The 22,233-nt window shown below is 43.6% G+C and carries 18 protein-coding genes and 1 riboswitch; of the genes, 4 read left to right on the top strand and 14 right to left on the bottom strand.

Annotation, left to right across the window (positions count from 1 at the left end; genetic code table 11):
- Positions 1–141: 141 nt before the first annotated feature.
- Both BQ9856_RS02275 and BQ9856_RS02280 read left to right on the top strand, forming a co-directional pair.
- On the top strand, positions 142–2,385 hold the full coding sequence (locus BQ9856_RS02275; protein WP_159441924.1) for a helix-turn-helix domain-containing protein: 2,244 nt from the start codon (positions 142–144) through the stop codon (positions 2,383–2,385).
- On the top strand, positions 2,366–3,700 hold the full coding sequence (locus tag BQ9856_RS02280; RefSeq protein WP_077609530.1) for a serine hydrolase domain-containing protein: 1,335 nt from the start codon (positions 2,366–2,368) through the stop codon (positions 3,698–3,700). Before BQ9856_RS02275 ends, BQ9856_RS02280 begins: the two co-directional genes overlap by 20 nt.
- A 13-nt stretch (positions 3,701–3,713) precedes the next feature.
- On the opposite strand, the gene BQ9856_RS02285 is transcribed toward BQ9856_RS02280, so the two are convergent.
- From BQ9856_RS02285 to BQ9856_RS02345, 13 genes are all read right to left on the bottom strand, one after another.
- Positions 3,714–4,547, bottom strand: coding sequence for a sugar phosphate isomerase/epimerase family protein (locus BQ9856_RS02285; RefSeq protein WP_077609531.1), 834 nt, complete (start codon positions 4,545–4,547; stop codon positions 3,714–3,716).
- A 36-nt stretch (positions 4,548–4,583) separates the two neighbouring features.
- Positions 4,584–5,309: an amino acid ABC transporter ATP-binding protein gene (locus BQ9856_RS02290; protein WP_077609532.1), complete on the bottom strand. Its 726-nt coding sequence runs from the start codon at positions 5,307–5,309 to the stop codon at positions 4,584–4,586.
- Entirely contained in the window at positions 5,302–6,813 is a 1,512-nt protein-coding gene (locus tag BQ9856_RS25510; RefSeq protein ID WP_077609533.1) for an ABC transporter permease subunit, read from the bottom strand. The genes BQ9856_RS02290 and BQ9856_RS25510 overlap by 8 nt, the downstream gene beginning before the upstream one ends.
- Before the next feature lie 153 nt (positions 6,814–6,966).
- Positions 6,967–8,040 (bottom strand): SIS domain-containing protein, encoded by a 1,074-nt coding sequence (locus tag BQ9856_RS02300; RefSeq protein WP_077609534.1) that lies wholly within the window; start codon positions 8,038–8,040, stop codon positions 6,967–6,969.
- A 20-nt stretch (positions 8,041–8,060) separates the two neighbouring features.
- Positions 8,061–8,918, bottom strand: coding sequence for a PfkB family carbohydrate kinase (locus tag BQ9856_RS02305; RefSeq protein ID WP_077609535.1), 858 nt, complete (start codon positions 8,916–8,918; stop codon positions 8,061–8,063).
- 15 nt (positions 8,919–8,933) lie between these two features.
- Entirely contained in the window at positions 8,934–9,905 is a 972-nt protein-coding gene (locus BQ9856_RS02310) for an SIS domain-containing protein (RefSeq protein WP_077609536.1), read from the bottom strand.
- A gap of 82 nt (positions 9,906–9,987) precedes the next feature.
- On the bottom strand, positions 9,988–11,415 hold the full coding sequence (locus tag BQ9856_RS02315; protein ID WP_077610004.1) for a YfcC family protein: 1,428 nt from the start codon (positions 11,413–11,415) through the stop codon (positions 9,988–9,990).
- Positions 11,416–11,419: 4 nt separating this feature from the next.
- Positions 11,420–12,973: an amidohydrolase family protein gene (locus BQ9856_RS02320; RefSeq protein ID WP_077609537.1), complete on the bottom strand. Its 1,554-nt coding sequence runs from the start codon at positions 12,971–12,973 to the stop codon at positions 11,420–11,422.
- A gap of 203 nt (positions 12,974–13,176) precedes the next feature.
- A complete protein-coding gene (locus BQ9856_RS02325) occupies positions 13,177–13,902 on the bottom strand; it encodes a GntR family transcriptional regulator (protein ID WP_077609538.1) in 726 nt (241 codons plus the stop codon).
- 225 nt (positions 13,903–14,127) lie between these two features.
- Complete coding sequence (locus BQ9856_RS02330; RefSeq protein WP_077609539.1) at positions 14,128–15,495, bottom strand: alanine/glycine:cation symporter family protein; 1,368 nt, start codon at positions 15,493–15,495, stop codon at positions 14,128–14,130.
- Positions 15,496–15,690: 195 nt separating this feature from the next.
- A riboswitch (glycine riboswitch) is annotated at positions 15,691–15,786 on the bottom strand.
- Between the two features lie 200 nt (positions 15,787–15,986).
- Positions 15,987–16,709 carry an ABC transporter permease gene (locus BQ9856_RS02335; RefSeq protein WP_077609540.1) on the bottom strand — a complete coding sequence of 241 codons (723 nt, stop codon included), beginning with the start codon at positions 16,707–16,709 and terminating at the stop codon, positions 15,987–15,989.
- Positions 16,710–16,711: 2 nt separating this feature from the next.
- Positions 16,712–17,461: an ABC transporter permease gene (locus BQ9856_RS02340; protein ID WP_077609541.1), complete on the bottom strand. Its 750-nt coding sequence runs from the start codon at positions 17,459–17,461 to the stop codon at positions 16,712–16,714.
- Positions 17,461–18,375, bottom strand: coding sequence for an ATP-binding cassette domain-containing protein (locus tag BQ9856_RS02345; RefSeq protein WP_077609542.1), 915 nt, complete (start codon positions 18,373–18,375; stop codon positions 17,461–17,463). The genes BQ9856_RS02340 and BQ9856_RS02345 overlap by 1 nt, the downstream gene beginning before the upstream one ends.
- A gap of 164 nt (positions 18,376–18,539) precedes the next feature.
- Here BQ9856_RS02345 and BQ9856_RS02350 point away from each other — a divergent pair, with 164 nt between their 5' ends.
- Both BQ9856_RS02350 and BQ9856_RS02355 read left to right on the top strand, forming a co-directional pair.
- Positions 18,540–19,259 carry a response regulator transcription factor gene (locus BQ9856_RS02350; protein WP_077610005.1) on the top strand — a complete coding sequence of 240 codons (720 nt, stop codon included), beginning with the start codon at positions 18,540–18,542 and terminating at the stop codon, positions 19,257–19,259.
- Positions 19,260–19,264: 5 nt separating this feature from the next.
- Positions 19,265–20,644 (top strand): sensor histidine kinase, encoded by a 1,380-nt coding sequence (locus tag BQ9856_RS02355; protein ID WP_235839125.1) that lies wholly within the window; start codon positions 19,265–19,267, stop codon positions 20,642–20,644.
- A gap of 10 nt (positions 20,645–20,654) precedes the next feature.
- Here BQ9856_RS02355 and BQ9856_RS02360 read toward each other — a convergent pair whose 3' ends face one another.
- Positions 20,655–22,115: a glycoside hydrolase family 18 protein gene (locus tag BQ9856_RS02360; protein WP_077609544.1), complete on the bottom strand. Its 1,461-nt coding sequence runs from the start codon at positions 22,113–22,115 to the stop codon at positions 20,655–20,657.
- Between the last annotated feature and the right edge of the window lie 118 nt (positions 22,116–22,233).

Genomic DNA, 22,233 nt, shown 5'->3' on the forward strand with positions numbered 1-22,233 from the left:
TGAATGATATGTCAAAATACAGGCTGTTTTTGAGTACATTTTTTACTATCAGTGTGCAGATTTTACCCGGTTATCCCAATTTGTTGATTTTGATAGTATTTCATACTATAATTTCTTCATATGAAAAAAGGAATGGTAACCATGAAAAAACAAAACAACAGCATCCCATTTAAAAATCAGCTGATGTTGTCCTACATTATGATACTGGCAATAATTCTTATTATCGGAGTGATCCTGTACTACATCTCCTGCTGTCAGGTCAAAAACGGCATCAACAAACAGAACCGGCTCACCCTCTCCTCCTCTGTCACCCAGCTTGATTACACCATGAAGCTGATGAATGCAGCGGCGAGACAGACTTCTTCCAATATCCTGTTTAATGACCTTTCCCATCTCACAGGGGATGAAGAACCCGATTTTTACCATCTGGCCTATGAGACCCAGCTGAGTTTAAAATCCATCACTCCGGTAGAGTTGCTGCTTCCGATCAGCAATTCTTTTATTTACATGAAAAATTCCAAATATGCAGTTTCCTCCACCCTGTTCTCGGATTACGATTTTTATATCCGGCATAACACAACGTATCAGATCGAACCCAAGCAGTTTACCAACGCCCTTTTAAACAGTGAGTTTTGGAACAAATTCATTCCCTTTGGACAATACCAGAGTACATCCAGGAGCTTTCTTTACATCCAGCCCCTCTCCGCCTCAGTTCTTAAAGCAGGAGCGGATTCTGTTCTGTGTTATGAATTCGACTACGATCTGATCACAGCCTATTTTTCAGACATGAACTTATACGGAGAAGGGTACCTGGTGGCTTACGACAAGAACGGCTCCCAGACGTTCCTTCTGTCCGGCGCGGGGGAAGTAAGCAGCTCCGACACCTTAAAAGAACTGGATTACAGAAACCAGACTGCCCGCTTCACCCCGAAGGGAAACCGCCAGGAAATGCTGGTGACCACGGTTTCCTCTTCCTATAATAACTGGACCTATTATCTGGTCCAGCCTGCGGATAAGGCTTATTACTCGATCCTCCCTTACCAGCGCTTTTTTACAGCCATCACCATTGCGGCCTTATGTCTGGGCGGAATCATTGCGGGAGTTTTTTCCTCCTTCGGCAGCCGCTGCCTAACCCAGCTCGCAAATGAACTGACCGTAACGGAATCCATGGCCACCTCTTTAAACCTTCTGGTGGAGAAACAGAAGCCTGTGGTCATAGAATCCTACATGAGAAGGATCATGGAGGGAAGCATCACCACCAACGATGAGATGCAGTACATCATAGGTGAGCTTTCCCTGGACCGGCCGGATACAAAATTCCATGTTCTGTACACCGAGGTATCCCCCTCCGAGGATTCCATGATCCGCTCCAATGATCTGGAGCTATGCCTCCAGAACTATGACATGCTGGTAAGGGAGGCCCTGCGCCGCTACTATCCTGACACCGGGTATATTTACAAGCCATCCGACCGGGTGTTTGCCATTTTGATTGCCTCCGGCAAGTCTGTTCCCCCCGCGCAGGTCATCAGCCGGGACAGGGAAATTTTCACCGCCCTGCACAAAGAGCTTCTGGAAAAGTATGGGATCTGGATCAGCGGCGGCTTAGGCGGCAGAAACAGCTTCATCTCCTACACATGGAAATCCTACCAGCAGGCGAAGGAAGCGAAATCCATTACAACGGTAGAAAAATATATTTTAAGCTGTGATTTCACTCAGTCCAGCGATGTCTATTACTACCCGGAAAGCCTTTCCGTCCAGTTAAGCGGATTTATTTCCATCGGAAACAAGGATCAGGTCCATGAGCTGTTCAAGCTCATCAAGAATGAAAACACCGGAAAGAGAAATCTTTCCTACACCCAGCAGCGCTGGCTGATCTCCGATGTGCGCGCTACTGTCTTCAAAAAAAGGCACAACATCATCACGGACGGTCTGGCGCCGGAAAAATTAAAGCTTTTGGACATGATCGACAAACAGTTTGAAGGAGAAATGAGCCTGGACAGCTTAAGAGCCATTGCTACCCAGCTGTGTGACGTATGCGGCTCCGAAGGAAATGAACTGATTCTTAAAATACAGGAATACATAAACAACAACTATCACGATCCGAACTTGTGCCTGACAAAAATTTCCGATGAGTTCGGGATTTCGGAGAACTATTTCAGTTATCTGTTTAAAAAAGAGGTATCGGAAAACTTTTCCACCTACTTAGAGCGGCTGCGCATGGCTAAGGCCAAGGAAATGATCCTGGAATCTGACACAAGCCTGTCCGCCCTGTACCAGTATCTTGGATATAACAATGCCGCCTCCTTCCGGCGCGTATTTAAAAAGAATTTTGGTGTATCACCAAAGGAAATGAGGGATAAAGTCAATGCAAGACAGCAGATTTAAGAATGTTTCAGAAATTACAGAAGCCCTTTGGCTCCGGCTTAAGGAAAGCGGGCTGCCCATCCACAGCTTCCTCGCAGAGCAGGGAGGCACGCTTTTGAAGGAGGCCTATGAGGCCCCATACACCGCCCTGGACTTACACCGCATGTTTTCCATTACAAAAAGCCTCTGTTCCCTTGCCGCAGGCTTCCTTTATGCAGATGGGAGACTTTCCCTGGATGACAGGATCACGGATTATTTTCCGGAATATTGTTCCGGTGGAAGGATACATCCCTGGCTGAAAGAAATGACCATATGCCATATGCTTTCCATGGAAACCTGCCACTCTGCCACCACTTACAAAGCGGATAAAAGCAAAAACTGGGTGGAAAGCTTCTTCACCACGCCCCCCTCCCACAGAAGCGGCCAGATATTCCTTTACGACACCTCTTCCAGCCATACGCTGGCCGCCCTTGTAAAAAAGCTTACAGGAAAAGGGGTTCTGGATTATCTAAGGGAGAAATGTCCGGATAAAACCGTTTTTTCCAAAGAGGCCTACATTATTTTGGATCCATTCGGCTCGGAAATGGGCGGCTCCGGCCTTATGGCCCGCCCCATGGACTTATTAAAGCTGGGCCGGTTCTGTATGGATACCCTGAAAAAGGGAACAGGGAAATTTGCAGATTATTTAAGAGAGGCAGTTTCTTTTAAAGTACCTACCATTCATTTTGGCCAGACAACAGAGGAACAGCAGGGATATGGGTATCAGTTCTGGCGCATCCGGAATGGATTTGCCATGTACGGCATGGGGGGCCAGTACGTTCTCTTCTATCCTGAACCGGATCTGGTTTTTGTGGTCACGGCGGATACACAAAATATAAAGGGCGGAAACCAGAAGATCCTGGATCTGATCCATGATGCAGTTGAAAAAATCCGGTATAATACGGAACAGATATGGAATCCGGCAGGCCCCCGGTCCTGGGATGCCTCTTACCGGCTTTACGCGAATCCAGGCGGTTTTTCCAGGCTTTCCCTCTTCTTTGGTCCGTCAGAGGGTACCCTCGCCCTTTCCGGCCCGGACTCTGCCTTCCATATTCCATTCTCTTTTCACACTCAGACAGTAAGCATTCTGGAAGGATATAAACAGAGAATAGCCGTGCAGGGAATGTGGGCCGGCTCCGATACCTTATACCTGCCGGTCCAGATTGCAGGAGAATGTGTGGGATCCATCCATTTCCTGCTCCGGCTGTCTGATGAGAAAATCACGGTGTGGATGAAAAAAATAGAAGAAACATACTTTCATGAGTTTCAGGGATTTCTGGAGGGGGTAAAGGAATAATCAAAACGCAAGGTTAAATAATATATGGATCAAATGCTTTCCTATTGCGCAGGTCTGCTTCAGCGGGCCTGTTATAATAATCAAATTCTGTAATCTCCTGGCCAAGATAACCGGTATAGCTATGCCGTTTTAAAGATTCTAAAAATTTTTTTATATTGTGTGTACCATCCCCCCAGATCAGATGTCCATATGGATTTCCATCAATAAAATGCATATGGATAATATCATCTCCAAGTTCCTCAAACCACTGGTCAATGGTTTCTCCTGCCACTCCCATTGCCGTCGTGTCAATCATTGCCTTTAGATTTGGATGATTTACTTCTTTCAACATGCGTTTAACATCCTGTACGGTCGTTGCAAGATTTGATTCCTCCGGCCGCAGGGATTCCATTGCAAGCCGTATATTTTTTGTTTTTGCATAATCGGCAAGAACCGTCAACATCTCTTTTGAACGTTTCCAGGCTTCCTCCCTGTCTTCATTCCAATATCCCCAGCCGGAATTGACTGCCATAATTTCACAGCCCAGTTCCGCTCCTGCATCCAATGCTTTTTTAAAGTATAATGCGCTTTTTTCAAACTGCTCCCTTTCCTGGGCCGCAAACTGATACTGGTAAGTACAGTTTTCCGGCGTGATTATTTTTACCTGAAGCCCTCTCTTCTCTATCAGTCTTTGCACTCTTTTACAATCCGAGTATTCAAGATAACTCAGAAAAAAATGTGGAGTTCCTGCCCATAATTCAATTGTCTTAATTCCTGCATTCACCTGTGCATCTAAAAAATACTCAAATGAATAAAACAAATAATGAATATTCATTCCTGCAATCTGTTCTCTTTTTATTAATTTCATTTTTATCTCCTTGCTTATCAAAAATATATGATTGGATCAGGAAAGTACTTTCGACAAAAAAATCCTTGTCCGCTCATGCTCGGGATGTTCAAACAGCTTCTTTGGCGGCTGGTCTTCCAGGATCATACCCTGATCCATAAACAATACCCGGTCACTGACTTCTTTTGCAAACCCCATTTCATGTGTGACCACAATCATAGTCATTCCTTCCCTGGCCAGCTGCTTCATGACATCTAATACTTCTCCGACCATTTCCGGATCCAGTGCAGAGGTTGGTTCATCAAAGAGCATCACCTCCGGATTCACAGAAAGCGCACGGGCTATGGCAACACGCTGCTTCTGCCCTCCAGATAATTTATTTGGATATGTATCTGCCTTTTTATCCAATCCCACCTGCTTTAATAACTTTTTTGCCACTTCATCCGCATATTTACGGTCCTTTTTCAACACCCGCATGGGTGCAAGAATAATATTTTGCTTTACTGTCAGATTTGGGAACAGATTAAAATGCTGAAAAACCATTCCTACCCTGGTACGATATTCATCCACATTCAGATCCGCTGCCAAAATGTTAACTCCATCCACGCTGATCAGTCCGTCATCTGGTTTTTCCAACAGGTTTATACAACGTAAGAATGTCGATTTTCCAGAACCAGAGGGTCCAATAATACAAATACATTCTCCATGATTGACTTGCACATTTACTCCATTAAGCACTTTTGCCTCACCAAATGATTTTTTTAAATTATTTACCTCAATCACTTTCCCTCAGCCTCCTTTCAAATCTGCGAAGTATCACTGTCAGCATCTTAACAAGAAGATAATAGATGATACCTGCCGCCAGCAGAGGAATAAACATCTGATAAGTTCTGGAGGAAACATAACTTGCTGCTTTTGTCAAATCTGCAATTCCAACATATCCCAGAATAGAAGTCTCCTTAATCAGCTGGATAAATTCATTCCCCATTGCCGGAAGTATATTCTTGACTGCCTGCGGCATGACTATAAACCGCATTGTGTCCCGATAGCTGAGCCCCAGCGATCTCCCTGCCTCCATCTGCCCACGGTCAACTGCCAGAATACCGCCCCGGATTACCTCAGAGACATATGCTCCACTGTTAATACCAAAGCTTACTACGGCTGCCATATACCCCAGCCGGCTATGAAATACCGCAAAATAGATGATCATCAGCTGAAGGACAGATGGTGTACCACGAATGATATCTACATAGACAGACGTAACAATTGAGCCAAATGTCTTTTTTCCTTTTCTGTCTGCACTCAAGCGCAGAACCGCTGTTATCAGGCCGATTCCAATTCCAAGAAAAACCGATAGCAGAGATACAATAATTGTAATTCCTAGTCCGTTGAGGTAATACCTCCAGCGATTCTCATTGCCAAAAATGAATTTCAATACCGGAAAAAAGCCCTTATCACTGCTGGTTCCGAGAATCTGCTGTCCGTCACCGTCTTCCCCTGTAAAATATGCGGCATACAGTTTCTCATAGGTTCCATTTTCCCTGACCTTTTCTAATCCATTGTTTATCAGCTCTTTTAATTGTGAATTCCCCTTTTCAACACAGAATACCGTATCCTCATCCGTTCCTTCTACTTCGGAGTATTTAAGTCCATCTGTCTGCTTACAGTATATTTCTGCCATAATCGTATCAATTACAACCGCATCTGCTGCATTATTTTTCAGTTCCATTATGGCACTTGACGCAGTCTTAAACCTCTTGACGAATGCATTCTCTACAACCCCATAATCACAATTTTCACCGGAGGCGATCATATCACTCATGGAACCTTCCAATACTGCAACCGTCTTTTGGTTCAGATCTGCAAACGTGGATATCTTTTGATCCTCTCTGCAGATAATGCTTTGCGAGCCGGTATAATACACATCCGTAAAATCAACACTCTGCTTTCGCTCCTCGGTTGGTCCGATTCCTGCTGCAATAATCTGGATATCACCTGCCTCCATGGAACCGATAAGCGAATCAAATGGAAGATCTCTCCAGACAAGTACCATGTCCTCTTCGGCAGCGATTGCTTCCAGCAGATCATAATCAAATCCTGTCAATTCACCATCGCTGTTTCTATACTCAAACGGTGCGTACTCTGCATTCGTTCCAACTACTATTTTCTTATTTTCTTTTTTTACTGCAGCCTGCAGTGGCATGACTGTTATCTGCCCAAAAATTGCAACAATTAAAAGAAGTACAATAAAGACTACAGATTTTTTTTTACTACGTTCCCTATTCATTGATTCTCTTAACCTTTCAAATATGCATCAAAATCCCGCCAGGTATATCACACAGATTTAATATGAGTACTGGTTTTATTCTAATTTTAAAACAAACTCTTTTTAACAGTATATTTTGTAATTCTGTCAAAAAGAGTTTCGTTTTATCTGCCTCTATTCTTCAATTTTGCTTTTCATATATTTATGAAAATCAGGATCCTTTGGAACATTCAAATCAATTCCTTTTCCTCTGGAGGTAAGCACAAATAACATTTGTAATGGCAATGCAAACTCCAAAACAGAAAAATCCTTATCATTGACAAAGCAGCCGGTCAGCCCTTTCACAGGATTAAAATTCAAAACATACTGCTTATTTCCTTGATGCTCATAATAATGATACAGCTTCTGCATTCTCTGCAATTCATATCCCCCAGATGGAAACAAGTATAAAAATTCAGTATGACGGTCTACCGCATTATACATTCCATGCATAAATTCTTCTGCCCCATAGCCCCGAACCGGAAATCTGCAGGTTTCTGAGAATTTTAAAACGGCTTCTAACAACAACGGCTTCAGATTTCCACCGGCAATGACTATTAAATTGCTGCAAATGAGCAAGCTGTTTACCTGTTTCTCACACCACTCCCTGCTCTGTATAAGCACCGGTTCCATATTATCAATGATCTTCTTTATCCGTATCTGGTACGATTCGTATTCTTCGTTTGTAAGCGTTCCTCTTTGTCTGGCAAGCTTCAGACCAAAGAGAATCAGTGTCAGAACACTTGCTGTATATCCCTTTGTCGTCGCACCAGCGTCCTCATATCCGCATTCTATATAAATATTTGCATCACCATGCCTTGTGATCTCTGTATCATATTCACCGGTAACAGAAATTGCAAATCTTCCGGATTGTCTCATCTTATCCATTGCTTCAATGACTGCCACACTCGTCCCCTGCTGTGAGATTCCAATCAATACAGCATCAGGATTGATGGCCTCCATCTCTTCCATAAAGTCCGCCGGGTATACGGTAAATACCCTTATACCCAGTATTCTCTGCAGAAAGCCGGCCGCTGATACCGCACTGTTATAGGAGGAACCGGAGCCTGTCAGATAGAGCTCTGTCATCTTCTTTCCAGCCAGAGCATCGCAGCTCTCTGAAAAAATGGATTGCTGCCGGCTCATGATATCGGATAGGATTTGCGGTGTCTGAAGAATATATTTAAATGCATCACCTTGATATATCATAGCCTTTCCTTCCTATCTCATTACTCATAGTGGGTTCCGTAACCAAATGCCCCCTCTATACCACAGACTTTTGCTGCAAACTTTGCTGCATTTGCAAGACTTTCACGAATAGCCGTTTCCTGTTCTGCCTGTTTTTTCATGCGATCCGTATAACCGATCAGAAATGAGGTAATAAGAGAATCTCCGGCACCCATAGTATCTACGACTTTTTCCAATGGTACAGCCGGCTGTTTATAAAATTCTTTTCCATCATAGAGAATGCAGCCCTTTTCCCCCCGTGATGCAGCGGCTAATTTTGCGCCATATCCATGGATCATTTTTAAGTGCTCTAATACTTCCTCATCATTACCATCAAAAGAACAGAACGCATAATCAATCTCCGGTACAATACGGCTGTAATATTCCTCTGTGGAATCATCGGAAAAATCAAAAGAAATCGGAACGCCTGCTTCTTTGATTTTATGCAGCTGTGTTTCGGTAAAACAGTAATTGCCGGAATGTACCAGATCAAACTGCTTTATATACTCCAGATCAAACCGGTCCAGAATATAAGGTGTCTCACCTCGGATTCCACCCTCATTACAGCCCAAAAAGGTACGGTCGCCATTCACCAGTGTAACCCTCGCCCAGCCATTTTCTCCTTCCAGCTGTTTGCATTTTATTGTTTCGATCTGTAATTTATTTAAAACACTGATTACATATTCTGCATTTGTATCATTTCCAAAATACCCCATATATGCAGACTTTTCTACCCCAAACATCTTTGCATATGCACATAAGTTTACACAGTTTCCTCCTGGATACATTGTCTTGATATGTTCATACTGATCTACTACATTATCACCAAAACCCAGTATTTTTACACTATGTTCTGCCATGACCTCATCCTCCTTTTAATATTCCACAACTCCCATATATCTTCTCATATCCAAGGGATGCTTTCTCTTTTCCTGTAAACCGGTACGATAAGCTACGCTCATCGCATAGAAAAGCATTGGGCAGAAATATTCGTTCACACTTTCATCAATAGCCTCTATCCCCAGCTCTTTTGCATCAATTACTTCGTACTTCTTTCCGTATTTCTTTAAGAAGGTTAATGCCCTTTCGTCCATAACTCTGGCATTTCCAGTCCCCATTAACAGGATATAGAGGTGATTCTCATCGGTACATTCGAATGGTCCGTGGAAATACTCACCGGAATGCAGATAACAGCAATCCATCCACTGCATCTCCTGCAGAGAACAAATGGAAAAGCCATATGCCTGTGAATAGGAAGCTCCCGATCCCATAATGTATAAGAATGGTTCCTCTGCATATGCTTCTGCAAAAAGCCATGTACGGTTCTTTACTTGATTCACCGCCGCACGCACAATGCCATCTGCTTTTTCCAGACCATCCCTGATTGCATCATATTTTGTATAGCACGGCTCCTGTGCTTTTAGGATCTCATTTACGATTCGTAATACGATTCCCTGCGGCCTTTCCTTTTCATTTACCTCATCGGACCATTCGTATACAATTGGATTCATTTCTTCCCCTGCACAGGCAGACTGCGGATTATGGGTCATTGTGATTACACTTGCGCCCTTTTCCATGGCAAATTTTGCCGCACTAACTGTTTCTGGTGTATTTCCGCCATGGGAACAGAGAATAACAAGCGCATTTTTATTTAAAAATTTGGATGGTGTAACTATCAGTTCTTTTGCTGTCAGCCAGTGTGCGTGCACGGTTTCTGATTCTGCATTGATAAAATAATAACCCGGATACAAGTCTACCAGTGATCCTCCGCATGCTGTAAGAAATACATCCTTGATCGTTCCTTTTTCTTTCATGATTTTTTTAATTAAATCTTCTGGTCTGTTCATATTTCCCTCTTTCTGCGCAGCTTTTGAATTATGAGAATTTGTGATTACTGCGCGAACACAAATTTCACTGATTCGCATATTTTTATATTCCTGCTGAAATAGTGCTGAATACAAGTGCTATCAATGTTAATAGCAAGAAAACCTTACCGAATGTCTTCCACCATTTTCCAAAAGAAATCTTGCATACTGCAAGTCCTGCTACTGTAGTTCCTGCAACCGGGCTGATCATATTGGTTAATTGATTTGCATATTGTAAAACAGTGACGGATGCTTCCGGATTTACTCCATGAAGATCACATAAGGAGGACATAACCGGTGTTGTCAGCGCTGCCAGCCCAGAGGAAGAAGGTACCAGGAAAGTCAGGATTGACTGTACCACATACATAACGCCTACAAACAATGCATTGTTGGTACCTGCTACTGCGTTTGCCAATGCATTCAATACGGTATCAATGATTTTTCCATCCTGTGCGATCACAAGAATTCCGCTGCAAAATCCAATCAGTATTGCTGCAAAGGCAATATCCTTTACACCGATTACAAATTCTTCAGCAATTTCCTGTTCCTTCATTCCTCCTGCTATTCCCATCAAAATCCCCATTCCAAGGAAGCACATGGATAATTCATTCATATACCAGCCAAATTTGATCAGCCCGACCACTACCATTATCATGCCTAGCACAAAGATACCAAGTACGATTTTATGTGAAAAGCTGAAATCATCATGATCTATATCCTCAACGGCAAATTCTTTCCGTTTTAGTTTGTCCTCTTCATAGGTAATGGAACTTTCCGGATTCTTTTTTACCTTCAATGCACGAACCGTAACAAATGTAATGACAACTGCCATCATGATTCCCCACTGAATCATACGGAATACCAGCTGCGGATTTCCCTGAATACCTGCGATTCCCTGTGCGATCAGTACATTAAACGGATTAATCGTGGAGGCTGCATAACCGGTTGATGCACCAAGGAAAACTACCATAAAGGTTGTGAGAGAATCGTATCCCATGGCAAACATTACCGGCATAAGCAGCAAATAAAACGGAACCAGTTCATCTGACATTCCAAAGGTTGTTCCGCCAAGACCGAACAGCACCATCAATATTGGAATAATCATAATTTCTTTATTTCCCAGCTTCCTGACAACACGCCGGATTCCGAGATTTAAGGCATTTGTCTTTGCCATAATCTGAAAAACACCGCCTATAATAAATACAAATGCTATGACTTCGACTGCGGACTGAATCCCCTTTCCAGGCGCCATTAATACCTCTGCAACCCCCTGCCTCAGGCTATTTCCATCTGCATCTGTTTTATCTACCTGCTGATAAGTACCTGCTACAGCTACACTTCTTTCTCCTGCGGCCGTAACCACCATGGCACGTTTAAACTCCCCGCTCGGCAGAATCCATGTCAATACAGTCACGAAAACAATTAATAAAAAAATCAGCGTATATGCATGCGGCATATGAAAACTACCTTTTTTCATGTTCTTTTCTTTCATGATTTCATCCTCTTTCATTATATACAGTTTTACCATCCATGATTGTCATGACTACCTTCGCTTCTTTACAATCCCCCGGGGCTGCCTTTAACAAATTCCGGTCAAATACAGCGATATCCGCAAGCTTACCTTCTTCAAGTGTTCCAAGTACTGTTTCCATACCCAGATTCCTCTGGCCTCCGATTGTCCATGCCTTGAGCAATTCACTGACCGATAGCGTATTCTCCTGCTGAAATGGCCCTTCTCCCTGCAAATACCCATAACAAGAATAATAAATAGATTCCGGTACATCGGTGATCATAAGCGGTAAATCGGTAGCTCCGCTTAAATTCATTCCTGCATCCGCCATCCTACGGCGGTTCCAGTAATTCTTTCCACGTACCTCTCCAATCGTATTCTTAATATTATTACGAATAACTTCACCAGAATCTAATGACATGATCTGGAAATACAATTCTGCGCCGGCCCCCATGCTTCCAAGCTTTTCAATATCTACTTCATCGGAAAACTCCATATCCGTCAATACATGCCGGTTCTTTAATTTCCCATTTACTTTCTGACACTTATTGAAGATTGCCGCTGCCCTCGCAACTGCGGCATCCCCCTGTGCGTGTAAGGAATAACGAAATCCTTCAGCATCTGCTGCAAGAACATCCGTTTCGATCTGATCATATGCAATTTCAATGCCGCAAGTAAAATCTTTCCCCTGGTAAGTCTGTTTTAAATCTCCGCGAAAATCTGCAATCGTTCCATCTGTCATACAGTTAAAACCACTGAACCGGATTTTATCACCGGTAAACAATTCCCGCATTCTTCCTGCATACTCCAGATTCATTCTGCTGCCAACCGGCTGTGACATAAAAAATGTTCTTAAATGCAAATCCTCAGACTCTTCCATTTCCTTCAGATAATCGGTAAATCCATAAAAATCATCAAATCCCATCTCCTTTACCGCCGTAACACCCTTTGCATTCATCATTGCCATATAATCTTTAAATTCTTTTTTAATAAAAGTCCTGTCATTCAAATATTCCCGCATAATACGGTAATATCTTTCCGGATAACATGTATCCGGCGTAAACTGATATAGCTTTTTCGCCTTTTGATTCATAATACAGGTACAACGATCTTCTGAAAAAAGAATCACCGCTTTATCCGGATATTCGCTCTCCAGCATTTTCTCTGCTTCACCGGAATCCCATCTTTCAGGTTTCCAGCCATGTCCAAACAACGCACCCTCCGGCTTTTTCTCCTGTTCATATTTTTTAAGAAGCAGACGCCCCATTTCATTATCCGATACTTCTGAGATATCTGCGCCAATATGATAAATGGCATATCCGGTAAAAAAGGTATGTGTATCTACAATTCCCGGCATAACCTGTTCTTCTTCAAACTGAAGGACCTGTTCTGCATGATCTAATACCTCCTGCTCTGGTTTTCCGAAACCTTTTTTTACAATTTTGTTATTGCGTATACACAGGTAACCTTCAAAGGTTAATTCAGCTATACCATCAAACATATTCTTTGCCACAATTACCATTGAATATTTTTGAATCATCTTCCTCCCTCCTTTAGATACGTATTGTATCATCTCATATCGTTATATTCAATATCTATTCAGAAGAAAAAAAATTTTCAGCTTATTATACATTTTATAGTTCATTTTTTGTTTGAATTGCACAAAAAAAAGACTATCCTTAGCCTGTCCTAGTAACTAAAACTGCTTTGTAGTCTTTCTTTATATATTCTGTTATTTATCTGCTAAATAGAAATCATATACCTGCTTCCCACAATCGTCTCATAGCTGATATATACAGGCTGATTTTGTTGGTCCTCAATGTAATTGCAAAGTATCATCACCGGCTCGCCCGCCAATATATTGAGATGCTCTGCTATTTTCTGAGAGGCTGTTCCTATTTCTATCGTACTTCTGCTTCTGGCCGATCCTTTAAAATGATAACTTTCCTCCAATAACTGGAACAAAGATCCATTTTCCAGCCTGTCAACCGGAAAACCGGTAAATCTTTTTGCAGGAAGATATATCTGTTCATATATCACAGGTATTCTATCTGCAGATAAGACCCGGGTTATCGCAATTAAATGTTCCCCATCCGGTAAATGCAGAAAATCCTGCTGCCACTTCTCAGGTTCCACAATATCGCTGGATAACACATGTGAGTACGGCTTTCGTTCATTCATCCGACAGGTTTCTGTAAAACTCTCATTACTCTGCTGTTCTATTTTCCGATAGATTTTAGGTGCCTCAACAAAAGTCCCCTTCCCCTGCTGCTTGACCAGGTAGCCCTGTTTACATAATTCCTCAATCGTCTTACGCACTGTGATACGGCTGACCTCGTATTGTTCTGAAAGTTCTGGTTCTGTTGGTATTTTGTCTCCCGGTTTATACTGTCCCGTACGGATTAATGACTTTAATTCCTTCATCAGCTGACGATAAAGAGGCTGATGTGAATCTTTTTCTAAGCTCATATTTTTACTCCAATTTCTTTGATATTATGATTATATCATTTCTGTTAAAATTCTTCAATGTTGTTTAAGCAGATGGCGGACCTATCATTTAATCCTGATGTTATTTTGTGATTGGAAAACAGATTACTGACCATTTCAGATGTGTACGAAGAATTATAAGGGGATGCCGCACTAAGTTAAGTAATTAGTGAGGCATCCCCTCTTTTAATGACGGAAGAAATGCTGTCATTTTTTCATGATGTCCTCACCGCGTGCCGCCATTGCAACAATGCCGGACGAAGCAAGCAGCGCGATCAGGTTTGGAAATACCATCAGGGCATTAAATAAGTCGGACAGATTCCAAACCAGCTGTACCTTGAGAAAGGAACCAAGTACAATAAACAGTACAACGATCAGGGCATATACCTTGGTTGCCTTGATTCCAAAGAGTGCCTTTACATTGACTTCACCAAAGAAATACCAGCCAATGATAGTGGAAAAGGCAAAAAACAGCAGACATACTGCAATAAAAGCGTTGCCAAACGACCCAAACGCCTGGCTGAATGCCATCTGTGCCAGAGCAGTGCCCTGCGGTGCACCCTCGACCCCCGGTTTCAGCTGGCCGGATGTCAAAATCACCAATGCGGTCAAGGTCAGTACAATAAATGTGTCAATGAAAACACCCATAATGGCCATGACTCCCTGATCCTGCGGCTTCTCGACCTTTGCGATCGCATGTGCATGCGGGGTGGAACCCATACCGGCCTCGTTGGAGAACAGACCGCGCGCCACGCCGAACCGCATCGCTTCACGCACCCCGATACCGGCGGCACCTCCAAGCACAGCCCGGGGATTGAACGCACCGACAAAGATGGATTCCAAAGCAGGAAGCAGGGACGCATGGTTTATAACCAGCACAATCAGACAGCCAACGATATAAAAGCCCGCCATGACAGGCACCAGCTTTTCCGTTAATGCTGCAATGCGCTTGACGCCTCCAAGAAAAGTAAATGCCGCAATGGCCGCAATTATGACACCGACAGCCAGGGGATCGAAGCCAAAAGCAGTGTGAAATGCCTGGCCAATAGAATTTGCCTGCACCATATTTCCGGTGAAGCCCAGCGCGAAGATGATAGCCAGAGAGAAAAATCCTGCCAGTACTTTTCCAAAAGTGCCCTGAAAGCATGCCTTGATATAGTAAATAGGACCGCCGGTGACTTCTCCATGAGCATTGACCGTCTTATATTTCTGGGCCAGCACAGCTTCTCCGTAGTTTGTTGCCATACCGAAAAATGCGGACAGCCACATCCAGAAAATCGCACCCGGGCCGCCGGAATACAATGCGGTCGCACAGCCGGCAATATTTCCGGTACCTACCTGCGCTGCGATCGCAGTTGTCAGAGCCTGAAACGATGACATACCATCTTTTCCGGCAGTTTCCCCATTGAGGCGGAAGCTGCCGAACATCCGCTTAAAGCCTTCCCCAAACTTTCGAATCTGTACAAAGCGCGTACGAAGTGTGAACAGAATTCCTGTTCCAACGAGCAGGTACAATAAAATACTGTTCCATACGATACCGCTGATTTTGTCGACGAGTTGTGTAAACTGTTCCATTTGCAAAAATCCTTTCTGTTTTTTGATAAACCGGAAGAAACACGCTCTGCGAGTTTCTCCGGTTATCGCGGCAGTCGCCAAGTGAACATGTAAACATGTTCGTTTGGCTCGTTGTTCGCGTAAATAAAAAAGCCAAACCATACTTCCATGATTTGGCTCTAAAAACAAACGAATAAAGGCACAATGGCCGCTATAAGCTTGAACTCTGTCCTTTTGCCTGAGAGATTAACGCGAATAACACGCGCCTTGCACCTTCGGCACTCAAAATTGAGATTCTCCAGAGCCACATCCATTCATAGTCCCTGCCCGATGCTCCGGGCGCCTGAGAGTGTTACTCCTTCGGCAGACAACCGTCATTTTCCTACGAACTTCACTTGTTGGAATGTAACTTTTTCGACTCAACAGTAACATATTATTTTAAGAATGTCAAGAAAAAGCACCCATCGGCGTACTGTTTCTGATTGGAATTCCTTATTTTATTTATTTCACGGCTAATCTCTTCGTTTCAGCCATAAAACTGCAAATATGGTACAGAAAACCAGATAGATAAGGCTGCTGGCAATAAATTGTCCCATGCTGCACCCCATCGGTCCTTGCGGATTGTTGGCTCTCATGCCCAAATCTAATAATGAGTAAGGGTACAAGACTCCATAGCCTTTCGAAAGTGCTGCAATTCCTCCGATTCCGCCTGTCATGGCAATCCCCACGGGTACGGCAAAGCTGCGGATCACAAGGGAAAAACAAAGCTGAACCGCACAAATGACGATCCCGCTGATAACACCGTATACCAGCCATTCAAAAAGTTCTGGGGGAACAGGCCCTGCCAGGTTAGAAAGCTTTCCGGAAATCACAAACAAAACGCCAACCCAAAACTGGGTAAAAAACACCATAACAGAAGCTGCAAGAAGCTTTGACAGGTAAATATATATAACCGGTACCGGTATCGTCATAACAGAGTTCCAGTTATGGTTTGTATGTTCCAGGCGGCATAAGTAAGAGCAGTAAACACCTATGATCGACGGAAGAAAGAAATAACAGGTGAACAGTGTATGCTGTGTCCATAGGCTATACCACCGTTCCTGAAGGATTTCGGTATTTTGAAGGTAATTGAACGTCCCCATAAATGCCGGCAGTACGGGTAAAATAAAAAATGCAAGCCAGACAGGACTGCGCTTAAGCTTCATCCTTTCCGCACGAAATGTTCTGAAAAACATGATTACATCTCCTTTCTCACAAACAGCATACGGCCTGCTATATAGATCACGGCAAACATGATACCTAACAGCATGAAACCAGTCCAGTCAATCGGAACAGAATAAAAATCAGTAACACGCGTATCCCTGTCCCAATTCATTCCAACCTGAATCAAAATTCCATAATACCCCCAGAGGAGACATTTTTGAATGCCTTTCGGGAAAAACATGCTAAAAAGTCCTGCAAAACTGCCGATCAGTCCCACGGTAAAAGGCAGCATCTGGTTTGCAAAAAGAAGAGATAACACCTGCTGCAGAACCAGGAGGGTCAAATTAATGGCTGTGGTAAAAAGCAGATGGTAAAAGAGCTTATCAACCGGCAGCACTTCCCCAAATCCCTTGACATTACCGAATATAATAATCACAATGACCTGAAAAAATCCTACCGCTATCATATGCAATGCCCCGCATATGAATTTGGCATCAAAAAGTTTTCCTGCAGGCATCACCGTATGAAGAAGCTTGAATGTATGCCCCTTATGTTCCACATCACAAAGCCTGGACGCAATGACTGCTATGATCACCGGCATCATGACCGCATTGAGCACGGGAAAGTGATACAAACACCGCTCCCAGCCTTGTGATAATTCATGGGCATCCATATTTCGAAAAGCCCAAAGCCCCCATAAGCATTGTGCACCAAGCAATGCAGCCGCTGCAAGCCATATTTTTCTTCCGCGTATTTTTTGAAATTCTATTAAAAGTTCTTTCATTACAGACTCACCGCCGTTCCTGTCAGCTCTAAAAAGATATCTTCCAGTGATTTTCTCCGTTCTTCGATGCGCACAATACCTATTTGTTCATTAAAAAGCTGAAAAATATAATTTACGAGGTCACTATCGGCAAGATCCGGCAGCATCAGGTAGTCTTCCGCTTCCTGACATGAAATTCCCTGACTCCTTAATATTTTTTCAGCGGCTTTGTTATCTAAGGTGCGCACGGCAATGCTGTTGCTGCTCCGTTCATGAAGTGCGGATAAGCAGTTCTGAAAAACAAGCTCTCCTTTGCTGATAACTCCGATATGGGTGGCCATCTGTTCTATTTCACCCAGCAGATGGCTGGAAACCATGACAGTCATTCCATATAACCCGGGCAGCGAACAGATCAGTTCACGCATTTCCTGAATTCCGGCCGGATCAAGGCCGTTCGTAGGCTCATCCAGGACCAGAAGCCTCGGATTCCCTAATAAGGCACAGGCAAGGCCAAGTCTTTGTTTCATCCCCAGAGAATACTGTCCGGCTTTTTTGTCTTTCTGATTTTCAAGACGGACAATCTTTAACACTCTGTCAATTTCATTATCCGGCAGCCCCTTCAGCGTACTGATAATTTTTAGATTTTCTCTTCCTGTCAGATGCCCGTAATAGCTGGGCGATTCGATCAGAGATCCTACCTCCTTTAATATGGCAAGCCGGTTAGAATCGTTTACCTGTCTGCCAAAGACGGTAATGATACCGCTCGTCGGTCTTGCCAGCCCTAATATCATTTTCATTGTAGTGGATTTACCTGCTCCGTTTGGCCCGAGAAAACCATACACACCTCCCTCAGGCACTGCAAGGTCCAAATCCTTAACCCGTAATGCTTCTCCATATTGCTTACAAAGAGCATTCGTCGTTATAATGTCCGTCATTTGATACTCTCCTTTTCTGTTAGATGAAACTCATCCTAACAAAGCTTCCTTACGGGAGGCTGTATGGAACCTTACATTTACCTTAAACTTGGACATTCCTGTCCATTTTCCGTTTATTTAGGCTATAATGATAATAATACGAAATGAAAGGGTTAAACAGACAAATGAACGATATTTTTGACTGCAGACTGCTTCTTGTAGACGATGAGCCGAAACTTCGAAAGATGGTAATAGACATACTGAAACAAAGCGGTTTTTATAAAATTTTCTCTGCAGGTGACTGCAGAGAGGCCCGTTGGCTTTTTGCATCGGAAAAACCGGACGGCGTCATTCTGGACGTTTCCCTGCCCGATGGTGACGGTTTTTCACTGATGCGGGAATTCCGTGCCATATCCTCTGTACCGGTATTGTTTCTTTCCGCCCGGGATGAAGACGAAAGCCGCCTGCTGGGCCTTGGGCTTGGTGCCGATGATTATATTACAAAGCCATTTCTTCCAAAAGAATTGACATTAAGGCTTCATGCTGTTTTAAACCGTACTTATTTTCCAGCCATACTGAATCAAAAAGAAAAACCGGTTTTTTATCTGGGTGAAACAAAAATAGATCTAAACAGCGGAACGGCAACCTCTCCAAATAATTCTTTTACGCTTACCGCAAAGGAATACGCCTTGCTTGAAAAACTGTATGAAAACCGGGAAAAGATCGTGACCGGGGACAGTTTATGCCTTGCGGCATGGGGGGATACGCTCTACGGCTATGAAAACACATTGATGGTGCACATTCGCCGTTTGCGCGAAAAAATCGAACCGGAACCTTCCAGTCCCCAATTTCTGATGACAGTACGGGGACTTGGCTACAAACTGCAGGGGGTGACCATTCCTTGAAAAGCATGATGAAAATTTTATCCCGCTATGTGCTGTCAGCCGCAGCTGTTGCAATCATTCTTCTGGTCATCAATTTTGCCGCCCTGGCTGCATGGATCATGCAAGCGGGCAGCAATGCCAGAAGAGACTATAGTGTTTCACAGATCGCCAATGAGCTGACCATTTCTCATGAGAGATATGTGTTTTCTGAACCCGCAGAAACGCAGATAGACAAGAATCATCAATGGGCCATGCTGCTGAACGATAACGGCGCTGTCATCTGGAACCGTAACCTTCCTTCCGATGTTCCGCTTCAGTATTCTCTCTCTGATGTAGCAGGATTTTCACGCTGGTATTTAAAAGATTACCCGGTTTACGTATGGCGGCGTACGGACGGTCTTTTTGTTTTAGGCAATCCCAAAAACAGCATGTGGAAACATAATATGGAGTTTTCACAGAAAGTAATGGAAAACTCCCAATTCTGGCTGCCTCTTTTTTTGATTCTAAATGCCGTCACCGCCATTTTGCTTGCTCTGCTTCTTGGGTACCGGCTGTTTTCCTCTCTCAGAAGGCTGTCCGGAGGTATAGAAGACATGGCACAAAAGCGTCCGGTCAAACTGCCCGCTCACGGAATCCTGGGGGATCTCGCCCTGGGGATCAATCAGGCTTCCGCTCAGCTGACCAGACAGGAAGCTGCACTTAACAAACGGGATAACGCAAGAACCACATGGATTGCAGGTATCTCTCATGATATCCGTACTCCATTGTCCCTTGCAATGGGCTATGCCAGTCAGCTGGAGGAGGACTTAAGTCTGCCTCCAGCCAGGAGGAATCAGGCAAATATCATCCGCAGGCAATGCGAGCAGATCAAAACGCTGGTAAGTGATTTGAATCTGGCTTCCAAATTAGAATACGATATGCAGCCGCTTCGAAAGGAACGCGTTGCGCTGGCCCCGCTTTTGCGCAGTGTTGTAACCGACATCTTAAACAGTGGAATTCCGGATATATATACCTTAAAAGTAATGATACAAGAAAATGCGCAGAATAGCTTTGTACATGCGGATAACGAACTGCTAAGACGGGCGGTATGTAATTTAATCAACAATAGCATCAATCATAATCCGGAAGGCTGCGATATTCAGATTGTTTTGAAAAAAAATCCGGAAGGCTGTATTTTTTCCATTACCGATAACGGAGCCGGCTTTCCTGCGGAAACGCTCGACCGTCTGAATGATCCGAAAGAGCCCATGGAGTTAAAAAACCATGGGCTGGGGCTTACCATCGTCCGTCAAATCATAATGGCTCATGATGGCAGTATTGAATTTCGCAATCTTGTGGAAGGCGGATGCCGTGTCGTTTTCTATCTTCCTACCGACAACCTGCAGCTTTCATCGTCACCGGAATAAAACAGGCTGCCTATTTCATTCCGTTATACAGTGCATTAAGAAGCTCTCCGCCCGGGTCCTGACTCAGTTCCCAAACCATAGCACCGCCTAATTTTTTCGATTTGATATAATCGGTTTTATAGGCAATGGACTGCGGATCTTCATAGCTGATAAAGACCGTACCGTTAAACAGCCAGGGAACCATGGACTGGGAATGAAAATATCTGGTATAGCCTGTTTTATTCAAATAGTCAGCTTTAATTGCCTGATAGCTGATCGAATTGGCACCGGCAAATGTCTGGTATAAGCCATTGTTTGCCTGATTCACGGAAGAATACAAATATCCATAAAACGGGATCCCCATTACAAGCTTGTCCGCAGGAAATGAAGCATTCAGCCAGGCAGTAACAGCCTGATCCACGCTTGTTTTGTATTGGGGGGAAGTATCCGTGTTGCTATAAAGGGGTGCAAGCAGATCCGTATGGGAATCCCAATATCCATGCAGATCATAAGTCATGATATTGGCATAATCCAGATACTGGGCCAGCTTTGCCAGTTCTACATTGTTTACATAAGAATTATCGGCTCCCCCGGCGATGGTAAGAAGATAATGCCTGTTATCCTGACTTCCCCGTGCATCAAGCTTCTCTCTTATTTTCTGAAGAAGCAGCGTAAAATTTTGTTTATCCTCCGGACGCCTGCCATTCGTTGCCAGACCTCCGCTTACAGGGTACTCCCAATCAAGATCAACCCCATCAAATCCATATTTTATTATGAAATCTACGCAGCTATCCGCAAATGCCGTTCTGGAAGCATCCGTAAGTGCGGCATCAGAGAATCTGCCGGACCAGTTCCAGCCGCCGACTGAAATAAGCGTCTTTAAGTTTGGATTTGTCTGCTTCAGTGAATTCAGCTGCTTTATGTTATTGGGATCAACTTCCGGATATCCCAGTGTGAGTTTTAAATCGGAACCAATGTTGGCAAACGCATAATTAATATGAGTCAGCTTGCCCGCATCAATCTGGTTTGGCAAATAATTGTAATACGCTGCCCAGGCCGCATAATATCCGACCATTTTCGGCTGACCGGATACCGGATCAGCAGGCGTTGATGCAGATGTTGTCGTTACTGATACCGTATTGCTGTCCGGCGACACATTTCCTTTTGCATCTTTTGCCTTTACATAAAACTGATACGCCGATGCAGGGCTTAGACCATTTGCAGCATATGTAGTTGAAGTTGAGGAACCAAGATAAGTATTGTTTTTGTAAATCTGATATTCCTTTACTCCAACATTGTCTGCAGACGCCTCCCAGGAAAGGGTAACTGAGGTATCAGTGACACCGGATGCTTTCAGGTTCCCGGGAGCTGTCGGAGCGATCTTATCCGGTTTGGCAGCAAAGGCTTTCCCATTGTAGAAGCAGCTGAAGATCATAAGCATAAAAACGGAAACAGCCCATAGTGTTGTTTTCATAATACTTTTTTTCATCATGTCATCCTTTTCTTTCAATTTTTTACAAGTATAACATGATGGTTTTTCTTTGAACAGCGCGCAAAACCTGGAATAACTGTATATAATTGGCAATTCTGATCCGCTGCCTTTAAACCAA

The organism is Clostridium sp. Marseille-P2415 (assembly GCF_900155545.1).
Classification (GTDB): Bacteria; Bacillota; Clostridia; order Lachnospirales; family Lachnospiraceae; genus Lacrimispora.

What these genes read in the sequence shown, in the direction of transcription:
- BQ9856_RS02285 (WP_077609531.1), bottom strand. Translation starts at nt 4,547, where the DNA reads ATGAAATTAATAAAAAGAGAACAGATTGCAGGAATGAATATTCATTAT.
- BQ9856_RS02340 (WP_077609541.1), bottom strand. Translation starts at nt 17,461, where the DNA reads ATGAAAGAACTTTTAATAGAATTTCAAAAAATACGCGGAAGAAAAATA.
- BQ9856_RS25510 (WP_077609533.1), bottom strand. Translation starts at nt 6,813, where the DNA reads ATGAATAGGGAACGTAGTAAAAAAAAATCTGTAGTCTTTATTGTACTT.
- BQ9856_RS02280 (WP_077609530.1), top strand. Translation starts at nt 2,366, where the DNA reads ATGCAAGACAGCAGATTTAAGAATGTTTCAGAAATTACAGAAGCCCTT.
- BQ9856_RS02320 (WP_077609537.1), bottom strand. Translation starts at nt 12,973, where the DNA reads ATGATTCAAAAATATTCAATGGTAATTGTGGCAAAGAATATGTTTGAT.
- BQ9856_RS02315 (WP_077610004.1), bottom strand. Translation starts at nt 11,415, where the DNA reads ATGAAAGAAAAGAACATGAAAAAAGGTAGTTTTCATATGCCGCATGCA.
- BQ9856_RS02350 (WP_077610005.1), top strand. Translation starts at nt 18,540, where the DNA reads ATGAACGATATTTTTGACTGCAGACTGCTTCTTGTAGACGATGAGCCG.
- BQ9856_RS02300 (WP_077609534.1), bottom strand. Translation starts at nt 8,040, where the DNA reads ATGATATATCAAGGTGATGCATTTAAATATATTCTTCAGACACCGCAA.
- BQ9856_RS02345 (WP_077609542.1), bottom strand. Translation starts at nt 18,375, where the DNA reads ATGACGGACATTATAACGACGAATGCTCTTTGTAAGCAATATGGAGAA.
- BQ9856_RS02330 (WP_077609539.1), bottom strand. Translation starts at nt 15,495, where the DNA reads ATGGAACAGTTTACACAACTCGTCGACAAAATCAGCGGTATCGTATGG.
- BQ9856_RS02325 (WP_077609538.1), bottom strand. Translation starts at nt 13,902, where the DNA reads ATGAGCTTAGAAAAAGATTCACATCAGCCTCTTTATCGTCAGCTGATG.
- BQ9856_RS02335 (WP_077609540.1), bottom strand. Translation starts at nt 16,709, where the DNA reads ATGTTTTTCAGAACATTTCGTGCGGAAAGGATGAAGCTTAAGCGCAGT.
- BQ9856_RS02310 (WP_077609536.1), bottom strand. Translation starts at nt 9,905, where the DNA reads ATGAACAGACCAGAAGATTTAATTAAAAAAATCATGAAAGAAAAAGGA.
- BQ9856_RS02360 (WP_077609544.1), bottom strand. Translation starts at nt 22,115, where the DNA reads ATGATGAAAAAAAGTATTATGAAAACAACACTATGGGCTGTTTCCGTT.
- BQ9856_RS02305 (WP_077609535.1), bottom strand. Translation starts at nt 8,918, where the DNA reads ATGGCAGAACATAGTGTAAAAATACTGGGTTTTGGTGATAATGTAGTA.
- BQ9856_RS02355 (WP_235839125.1), top strand. Translation starts at nt 19,265, where the DNA reads ATGATGAAAATTTTATCCCGCTATGTGCTGTCAGCCGCAGCTGTTGCA.
- BQ9856_RS02275 (WP_159441924.1), top strand. Translation starts at nt 142, where the DNA reads ATGAAAAAACAAAACAACAGCATCCCATTTAAAAATCAGCTGATGTTG.